This window comes from Ruegeria sp. HKCCA5426, from assembly GCF_013034585.1.
Lineage (GTDB): Bacteria > Pseudomonadota > Alphaproteobacteria > Rhodobacterales > Rhodobacteraceae > Ruegeria.
The window spans coordinates 22,326-29,833 of the sequence record NZ_WQGH01000018.1 but is presented as its reverse complement, the minus strand read 5'-3'; the positions used below and the strand labels follow the sequence as shown (position 1 = coordinate 29,833).

At 51.4% G+C, this 7,508-nt stretch carries 4 protein-coding genes and 1 pseudogene; 1 reads left to right on the top strand and 4 read right to left on the bottom strand.

All coding sequences use genetic code 11. The features are described 5' to 3' along the window. Positions 1 to 992, top strand: a 992-nt coding sequence (locus GOV87_RS19530) for a helix-turn-helix domain-containing protein (RefSeq protein ID WP_217360913.1), incomplete at its 5' end; no start/stop codon positions are given. Here the strand turns inward: GOV87_RS19530 and GOV87_RS19525 are convergent. The 4 genes and pseudogenes from GOV87_RS19525 to GOV87_RS19510 form a co-directional block, all read right to left on the bottom strand. Next, positions 960 to 1,685 (bottom strand): annotated as a pseudogene (locus GOV87_RS19525) (IS6 family transposase). The gene GOV87_RS19530 and the pseudogene GOV87_RS19525 overlap by 33 nt on opposite strands. A gap of 173 nt (positions 1,686 to 1,858) precedes the next feature. Beyond that, the gene (locus GOV87_RS19520; protein WP_171212895.1) at positions 1,859 to 4,552 is read right to left on the bottom strand and encodes a glycosyltransferase; all 2,694 of its coding nucleotides are present in this window, start codon (positions 4,550 to 4,552) and stop codon (positions 1,859 to 1,861) included. Positions 4,553 to 4,709: 157 nt separating this feature from the next. Next, complete coding sequence (locus GOV87_RS19515; protein WP_171212894.1) at positions 4,710 to 5,450, bottom strand: class I SAM-dependent methyltransferase; 741 nt, start codon at positions 5,448 to 5,450, stop codon at positions 4,710 to 4,712. A 228-nt stretch (positions 5,451 to 5,678) separates the two neighbouring features. Next, entirely contained in the window at positions 5,679 to 7,322 is a 1,644-nt protein-coding gene (locus GOV87_RS19510) for a hypothetical protein (protein WP_171212893.1), read from the bottom strand. Positions 7,323 to 7,508: the final 186 nt, after the last annotated feature.

The window sequence follows — 7,508 nt, the reverse complement described above, 5'->3', positions numbered from 1 at the left end:
ATGTACCGATTGGAGCCAATGCACCGAGGAAAATCGATATGAACTTTTTTAAGGAGTTGGGTGAAGGGAAACCTGAGCTTTTCACTGCAACCGTACGAGAAGCTATGTCGGGTGCGGTTTTTAATGGTGACGTGATACAATTGGGAAGGGGATCTGACGAAGGTCAAATTCACGGCGCTCGGTTAGGACACTCTCGTTTGTCTAGGGTTCGCTTTCTGCCCAAAGCACTGGTACGAACTTTACAAAACGAAGACTTTGCTAACTTTACTGTTCCAATCTGCTCATCAGAGTCTTGGACGGTCGGCGGCGCTCAGTTGGAAGATAAATCCGTTTTTTTTAATTTTACCGCTTCAGAAACCGAGGTAATTGCTAGCAATCGACTTTCTATTTGTGGTCGCTTGCCCCTGCAACGATTTCTCGAAGAAGTTCAACTTTTTTCCGGCAGAGACGCATCAGATTTATACGGACCAACGGTCATTGTGAATATGCCTTCTGATTGCCACGCAACATTGGTACGAACACTAAACTGCATATTGAACCTAACCGATGGTCAATCTACGCAAAGTGAATTGGAGGGGCGTCTTACAAGGACGATGGCCATTATTTTTGCCATGTCTGTGAATAGTGGGAGTGCAAACAAAGCGACTTGGTCTCAAAAAGAAGGTTTGGTCTCAAAAGCAAGAGAGTACTACGCATCCGGCTTGTCAAATAAGCCATCAGTGGCGGATCTGTGTCGAGCAACCGAGGTAAGCGCCCCAACATTAATCTCAGCGTTTCGCGATGTAACGGGTGAAACACCAGCAAGGTTTTTTGCCCTTCAAAGATTGGCCAGTGTCCATGATAAACTTGTACAGGCGTCCAAGCCAAAACCCATGGTGAAGCAAGTGGCGCTTGCTCACGGATTCACCGATCTGGGACGATTTGGCAGCCTGTACAAAAGTGTTTATGGAGTTCTACCTTCAGAGCAAACTAAGTGTTTTGCACCCATTTGACCAGTTGCCTTTTTCGTTCTGTCGAAGGACGTTGAATACCAATAGCGGGTACGACACAGCAGAGTTGCCTTGACGGATCATGTGCGTCACTTCGAATCCATCGAGGGGAGCCGCCGCTGAAGCAAAGGCCTTGAACCCTAGCATCGGTCGAGTGTGTCTCTTAATGAAGCGATGGTCCTGTTCCACGACGTTATTCAAATACTTCCGCCTGACCTTTTAGATTGGGATTGGGCATCCAAAGCCCTTTAGCATCTTGTTGATGGCTTTAACCCCGGCTGTGTTCGCACGGCTCTTGTCGATGACGATCTTTCTTGGAAGGCCATGGCATTCAAGCATTCGAGCGAAGAATTTCGTAGCAGCAGGTTTGTTCCGACGCCCTGAAAGCATGAAATCCAACGTCTCGCCGTGTTTATCGACGGCTCGTTAGAGGTAGACCCACGCACCTTTCACCTTGATGTATGTTTCATCTATTCGCCAGGAGCGGTCACACGGTCCCTTGCGCCTGCGCGCGACTTCGGCAATTGCACCAGCGTATTTTGTCACCCAACGGTTCAGCGTGGTGTGGTCCACCGCAACGCCACGCTCTGACATGATTTCTCCAAGATCCCGATACGACACGCCGTATCGAACGTAGAAGAACACAGCAAAGAGGATCACATCCTTGGGGTATTGCGCGCCTTTGAAGGTGATCATGAGCTGGCTTTCGACTAGTTGGGACCGAAAGCCATCCACACGTTAAACTTAAGTGCGTCAACAGCCAAAACTTTGCAACAGAGCCTGGGAAATGAAGTCACTGCGCCTCAAGATCGATCCGTGCAACACAGTTTTGGCAATGCCGTTCAGACAAGTCTGACGGATTAGTTGAATCAGCGAATGGCGCGCATGAGTTTTCGCTTTCCAGTCACGCGGTGCCAACCAGACATGACGGCATATACAATGGTTAACGTTGCCTTGTCTGCGGTCGAGAGCCCCGAGTGGCGAATCCCTCCAGACTTCTTGAGTAAGCGCGCGATGGCGTAGTTTAAGGACCCTTCACGAACAAGCCATTCAGATTGCCGTAGCGTTCGCTCTGCCACTGGGCCGGCGGCGTACACCTCGGCCAGAGCAAGCATCCCCGCATCGCGTTCAGCTTCTTCTAAATGCTGCGATGCCTCGTCACCAAGAGTAAATTCGGCAACATCAAGCATCCCCGCATCGCGTTCAGCTTCTTCTAAATGCTGCGATGTCTCGTCACCAAGAGTAAATTCGGCAACATGACGAATAGAATATCCATGAAGAAAATTGAATGTAAGAATAAGGTACTCTGGCTGAGCAAGGTCTCCGACGTCAAACCGAAAATCGAAACCCGATGCTTCCTCAATCAGTTGGTAATTGTGAAAACACCGTGACGAAGCGCTCGGTTCAAACGGCTTGCGCTGCACGGTCGAGTTTATTTCTATATCGATTGAGTGGGGCAAAGGAGTGATCCACCCTTCGATTACTAGCACTCCGTTTTCTCGGTCAAGATGACATCGGTGAATTTGGCCAATCACTTCCTGGGCTATCGACGTTGCAGCTGCCTGCGGATTGAAGTCATGGGCACCGCGCACGATCTCGTCGAAATCGACCTTGTCGAAGACATCGAGTTTCGTTGATCGAGATGCATTCAGGATTTTGCGGCCATCCTCTTCAAACGCCTTCTTGGCCTCGAAAAAGGCTTTCCGCTGCAGATCTAGCCGGGGTACTGACCAGCGCTCGCCCTCGACGCGGTATCGCGGATCGAAGTGGTTCGATTCACTTGAGTTAATGATGATCGGTTCACCCTTTTCGGTCAATTCATCGCTCACCGTGTTGACCGAGAAATCAAAATCTAGTCCAACAAGATACAGTTCATTGATGCCCATGAAATAGGCGGCCTGCATCAAGAGGTAGATTACCGTAAACCCACCTGCAGCACCGGCCTCCAAATCCCGGCTGAACTCAAAGATTCGTTCACCGTCTTTGTAGATCGGCTTTCGATTTGGAATGAATAACTTGTTAGACAGCCCCTCATATTTTGACCTCAAGTCGTCCGGAAACAACTTCGTGGAAGACAAACTTTCGAAATCATAAGAAAAATCTTCGCTGACTATCGCATCGATAATCGAGTAATACGTCGGGCGCCAATCCGTCCTGTCAAACGCAAGCGTTATCTTGTTGCAGGAGAACGTTATCTCATCTTTTAAGTGGTCCAGGTCCTCCACCGTTAGGCTCGGACCTGTCGCTACAATAAAACCGCGGCGGCCCCTATGGATATTCCTGAGCGCGTTAATACTATTTGGCTTACCCGCCGACCGGACACTCTCGAATGTGGTGCCGCCTTCACGGGATCTTATCGAAAGTCGATTCAATGGAATCGCTGGCGTGTACCCAGAAAAAGGAAGCCGGGCAGGGCTATCTGTACGCCGAAAGAAAAAATTCATTTGTGGAATAAGAAGGTTCTCAACGTAATCAGTAGAATCGAACGTCGGGTTCTCAATCGTTGAATTCGTTTCGTGGATTCGATAGGCACCGAGGTTTTCATCGATGCTGAGGCAGCGGCCGAGTGACGCGGCCGCCCGTGTTAAGAAGCCGTCGGCACAAAGCCGAAATGATCCTGGAATAGGGAAGATGGCGCGGAGGACCCGGGCTGGAAAGGCGAGGCCAGCCGTCGGCACATTCGGTCCGGGTATCCGGTGCCCAAATTGTCTTGCAAAGTTCAGGATGTCGCCGCTCAAAAGAGCTGGTCGAAACGCTTCGCCAGTCAGCCGACCGCCGCGAAAAACCTCGAGGTTGTGCTGGAGAAAAGCCACATCGTCCGCGGCATTGGCATATGCACCCCGCATTCGCGCGAGTTTCTCAGGAAACCAGAAATCATCGGCATCCATGAAACACACCAAATCGCCGCGGGCGACGGAGATGCCGAGATTGAACCCAGCGCCCTGGCCCGAGTTGAAGCTGCGGATGAACGGACGAACTCGAGGGTCGCGGTCCGCCGCCGCCTCGATCATTGCGCTTGATCCGTCGTGCGATCCATCATCGACAATGATCAGTTCGAAATCGGGATCAGTCTGGGCAAGAACGCTGTCGATAGCGTCCTCAAGGTACTCTTCACCATTGTAGACGCTTAGAACGACGCTGATCAGGTCGCCGTCTGGCTCGTCCTGCCAGAGGACAGGGGACCGGATCTGGCCTTCCAGCCTACTCCAGTCGATAGAAGAGCGGTCGATCTTTCCGGCACTCAGCCGTCGCGCAAACCGGGCCAGAAGAACTTCATCGCGCGACACTTCAAGAGCAACTTCAAGCCCGTCACTGGCAGAATCGAGCCGATCTGAAGGAATTTGAACAAACTGCTCGAATTCGAGTGTAGCCCGATTAGCACACAAATCGGCTAAGGTGACGCGTACCGGTTCGTGACCATCAATTCTTATCTGCAGAGTAACATCCGCCCATGTACACCAACCTCGGATAAGGAGAAGCGTTGGCGAGACGCGTATGACTTCGGACAGCGCGGCCTTCAGATCGAGCCCATTCTGAACGGATTCCGGTTGCTTTTTTTTCATTTATCGAAGTCTCCACCCTGCTGAACTTTAAGCGGTAAAATCCACTGTATCGAATCGAAGCCTTGTACCCCTGCCCATGTCAAGCGCCTCCTCAATGCAAAACGAAGCCTGCATTGAAGACGAATGTTCGATCGGGCGTATTTACCTGCTTCTAAAGTCACAGTAGGATTTCGATCGGCTCCGGCTCCGGTTTTCTTATGTTATGGTGTCTCACCAAAACGCTCACATCCAGTACATTTCGCACAGATACCTCGCCCATTTCAGCCACGACGCTCTTGAAGTGATGATGGTCCTTAGCGCGGCATAGATACATTTTACCGCGGGTCATCAAAAATGGTCTCAAATCATTCCCCGGCCCTGTCAGGATAAATTGATAGATTGCGGATTGAATGCCCGGGAAGCCTTGAATCATCGCATCATCCATAATGATCACGCCGCCGTGATCTGGGAAGCATTGACGATAAACTGTAGCGAGATCAAAGTAGACGTCATCGTGTTCGTGGCCTGCATCAATATGTATGATGCGAGCGTTTGCGCTGGGCAGGGGATGATCCCGAAGAGCTTTCGTAAAACACTTGAGTAAAGTGCACTGAGATCTGTTTTCGCATGCGGTTTCTGCGTAGGCCTTGACTTCCGGCAATAGGTCTTTGCCACGCATAGTAAATTGATCGACACCAATAAGTCGTTCACCAGAAGCAAGCAGGCCTGATAAGAAAAAGAATGTCTTTCCTTTATACACCCCTATTTCAACTATATCACCAACCACGCCAGATTCTTTTTGCGCCTTTGAGATGAGCGCCATGGCGGCCACGTTGTCGCGTTCGAACCAACCGTCAATTGGTTCGATTACGTTGTCGTAGCGATCGAGATGAGCTGAGACAAACTGTTCTGTGGACACGTGAAAATTCCTATCCTTAACGTCATCAGATTTTAAACCGTTAGATGAAAATGGGCCTTGGGGCAACCGTCAGTATTAGCGCTCCCGAGTCCGCAAGGTAGTGGTCGTCCGAAAGTTCTTCGCGTGCATTCACAAGCTACTGAGAGACCGGAAGCGCGGTATTCGCTAATTGTGAAAAGCGCGGCTTAAGACCAACAAGGAACCGGTCTATGGGTGCCACCAATGCAGTCATCCTTCGTCGTGGACAGGGGCGAAGCGTCGCAGCATCGCCCGATAGATTTCCGTATCTCGCCGGTTCTTGCCCGCGAAATAAACGATGGCGGGAAGCTCGTTTCCGACGTGAACCTGGCCCTCCTCGTCCATCAGAACAAAATGCTCGCCGCTGCGCAGGCCCATATAAAGGTCGTTGGTCAACGGCCTGTGAACCAGCCCGTGCCGTGCCTGCGCTGCGAGATAGGCAATTGCGATGAAAGGTTCGTCGTTAAGATAGTGGCTGTTGGGCCATATTTGGAAAGGTGGGTCTTGCAATAGTTCGTCGACACGGGCCGAGAATTCCCACCCTGCGACAGTTGGCGCTCGTCCGAAAACCGCTGCGCTCAGAGTAATGTTCGGTATGTGAATGCCGACTTCGCTGGCGCGTTTCTTTAGATTGAAGCCTTCGGTCCGTTCGCCGTCATCGATCTTTACCGTTCTTGCCATCCAGTCGAAATCATCCGGCCGCTCCATTGCATGGACCAGCACCGAACTCGCTTCAATCTCGTCAAACATCTGATCGAGGACGTCGCGGTAAATGATTGTGTTGGCCTTCAGGAACAGAACGGTCGCATCTTTCGTACTCACATCTACGAGCGGCGTCGACTTGTCCATCCGCGACGCGAAGGGACTGTCAGGATAGCGAAAGCGGTTGCTCCCGCAGCGCCTTATCTCGACAAAATCTGGGACAGGCAGGAAAGATGTGTCAGTTTCGTCGTCTTTGTAGATGATATAGCGGTCGATGCCCGAGGACAGCGCATGAGCTGATCGCATCAATGCGACGCCCATACGGAAATATTCCTCCCCTAAGGCGATGGTGGTAAGGGCACGTTGTGCCATTTTTTTACTCTGTTTTCTTTGCGGCGGGACGGCATCCCGTGTAACCATGTCTGAGTATTTCGGCTTCAACTCGTTCCACTTCTCCAGCAATTCCTCATGTTGACGTCGCAGGTTTTCATGTGCGTTCCGCCAGTTTTGAGCTGAAGCCTCGGCCTTTCCGACCTGCCGCGCGCGCTGCTCGAGTTTCAGGATGTCAATTTGTTCCGGGATGTCCCGCCCGGTGGTTGTCGGCGCCAGTTCGAAGTATCCCAATGCCGCCGCGTTCCGTCTCCATGCGCTCCCAGCAAAGTGGACGACGTCGGGCACCCGGCCATCGACAAGATGCACTTTCGGAGCCTCAGACGATATGATTACCTCGCGCATGGCATCGCCGTTCAATGTGGCGATGTGCTCCTTGCCGGCCAGTTTCAACCAAGAGCGGTCGGAACTGGCGCGCAGAAAAGCACGAAAGAAATCCTGATCATGCCAGGAATTGTTCCGGTCTTTGCTGTTTTTGTAGAATTCGCGCATTGAATCGCTGCGCATGAACTCTAAGAACGGAGTCAGATACCGGAACATGGCATCGATACCGCCATACTGAAAGCCTGTATTCACCTCGGCTTCGAAGGATCTCACCTGCTGATCGGTAAGCGCATTCACGTCGACCGCCCGTTGCAGCTTGGCTGCTACTCCGGGGTTGTCGAGTGATTTCACCACCTCCTTCGCCATGACGACACACTCGCTTGACGCCATAGCTTCAAAAATTGCGAGGTTGCCTTGGATCAGGATATCCGGATCCAAGTATGCGACATTCTCGTTTTCCTGACCAAAAGTCTCTAGTGCCATCTTTAGAAAGACTGGCTTAGCGATTTTTCCTAGCGGATGAGCCTCAGAGGAAAAGTCCTTGCTAACACTCTCGACGCAATCTGCATCCAAGATATGGACGTGCGCGCCATGAAGCCTCAACGACTCGCAATAATCCTCACT

Bases quoted from the DNA above. Each gene is read 5' to 3' on its own strand.
- GOV87_RS19520 (WP_171212895.1), bottom strand. From the start codon at position 4,552: ATGAAAAAAAAGCAACCGGAATCCGTTCAGAATGGGCTCGATCTGAAG.